Annotated in this window: 3 protein-coding genes; 1 reads left to right on the top strand and 2 read right to left on the bottom strand. The window is 57.9% G+C overall.

Features of this window, described 5'->3' with window-relative positions; all coding sequences use genetic code 11:
• Positions 1-283: hypothetical protein (locus A3730_RS32805; RefSeq protein WP_231884021.1), on the bottom strand; the 283-nt coding region annotated here is incomplete at its 3' end.
• A gap of 49 nt (positions 284-332) precedes the next feature.
• Positions 333-806 carry a peroxiredoxin gene (locus A3730_RS23015; RefSeq protein ID WP_063520866.1) on the bottom strand — a complete coding sequence of 158 codons (474 nt, stop codon included), beginning with the start codon at positions 804-806 and terminating at the stop codon, positions 333-335.
• Between the two features lie 469 nt (positions 807-1,275).
• On the opposite strand from A3730_RS23015, the gene A3730_RS23010 reads away from it, so the two are divergent.
• Positions 1,276-1,789, top strand: a 514-nt coding sequence (locus A3730_RS23010; protein WP_082872504.1) for an SDR family NAD(P)-dependent oxidoreductase, incomplete at its 3' end; no start/stop codon positions are given.

Raw genomic sequence — 1,789 nt, 5'->3', positions numbered from 1 at the left:
TGTTGAGCCAGCGCTGGCTCGGCTCAGGATTTCCGCCGTTGCGGGAGGCCACATGCCGGCGGCCGGACGTCAAAGCGACGAACCGGGGAATCGCTGAAAAATGCCCAGCACGCTGATTGTCTGTGGGAACTGATGCTTGCATCACGAATAGCGGCGGTGAGTTGCAGGCGCCTTCGCGATGCAAGCATCGCTTCCCGCAGTGCTTCGAGCGTTTTTCAACGGCCTGGCAGCAATCCGAATGCATCATGCAGACAACCCGCGCCGCCAGGTTTTCGTCCGGCATCAGGCGTTGGGCTCACCGGGCAACGTTCCGAGGGAAAGACTTCCCTAGATTAAAGCTGGCCCAGCACAGTCTCCGCGCTGCTCTTGTCCACGCCTTTGGCGTCCACACCGATATACTCCACCACGCCATCGTTGGCGATCAGGGCGAAACGCTTGCTGCGAATGCCCATGCCGCCACCGGTGGCGTCCAGTTCCAGCCCCAGGGCCTTGGCAAACTCGGCATTGCCGTCTGCTAGCATGGTCAGGCGCTCGGCGTTCTGGTCTTTCTGCCAGGCATCCAGCACAAAAGCGTCGTTAACGGCCATGCAGGCAATCGCATCGACCTTGTCCAGCAGGGCGTCAGCATTGACCACGAAGCCGGGCATATGGGTGTTGGAGCAGCCGGGAGTGAAAGCGCCGGGCACGGCAAACAACACTACTTTGCGGCCTTTGAAAAAATCGCCGGTGTTCAGGTCTTCGGGGCCGTTATCACCGTTGGTTTTCAGGGTGATGGAGGGAAGGGTATCGCCAACTGCAATGCTCATGATTCGCGTCCTTGGCTTGAGAATGGACACTCACTGTAGCAAAGAGACACGGATAAAAAAGGTTCTTTACGGATTAGCGTGAATAACACGCTTCTCGTCATCTGCCTGGGTTATCCCGGCATCGCTTTTGAGCGGTATTTTCAGGAACGGTCAGGCCATCATTGATGGCAATAATCGGGTAATGCACTTTGCACAGAGAGTATGGCGGGCAGGGTTTCCAGGTTTTGAACGCAAGCGTCCTTCGTTGGGCATCCGGCGTCCAGCGGCTGCCAAATCGGGATAATGAGACAAGGGAGCCTCTGAAGCAGGATGAGCACTCAATTCCGCGATGAACCATAAAAAAGGATGTTTCCGTACAGGTAGGCAAAGCACCGCCCACAGAGGCTTGCGAATGTGGCTTGTCCGCTGGCGTTGAATGCGAAACAGGTTCAGGGTACGAGTCTGTTGAATCAGGCAAAAGGAGAAAGCTGTGGGACAAAAAATAGTCATTACCGGAGCGAATCGCGGGATTGGCCTTGCCATGGTGCAGGCGTGGTGCGCCAGGGGAGATACCGTGCTGGCCACTTGCCGCGAGCCCTCTGCTGCGCTGCTGGAAAGCGGCGCAAAGGTGATCGATGGTGTGGATGTGGGCTCGGCGGACGGAGTGATGAACCTGCAGAATGCGCTGGGCGATCGCCGTGTGGATATGCTCTATAACAACGCCGGGATCATGAGCAGTGAAACGGTGGATGGCATGAACTTTGACTCGATCCGCGACCAGTTCGAGGTCAATACGCTGGGGCCGCTGCGGGTCACCATGGCTTTGCTGGGCAACCTGCATGCGGGTAGCAAGGTGGGGCTTATGACTTCACGCATGGGGTCCATTGCCGATAATACCTCCGGGGCCAGGTACGGCTACCGGGCCAGCAAGGCCGCCCTGAATGCGGTAGGCAAGTCGCTGGCGGTGGACTTGTCTGAGCGGGGGATTGCGGTGGCGATTCTGC

Source organism: Alcanivorax sp. HI0044 (assembly GCF_001634945.1).
The sequence above is the reverse complement of the archived record's forward strand: the minus strand, read 5'-3'. Positions and strand labels throughout refer to the sequence as shown.

Excerpts from the sequence above, each read along its gene's own strand:
- A3730_RS23015 (WP_063520866.1), bottom strand. The coding sequence starts at position 806 with ATGAGCATTGCAGTTGGCGATACCCTTCCCTCCATCACCCTGAAAACC.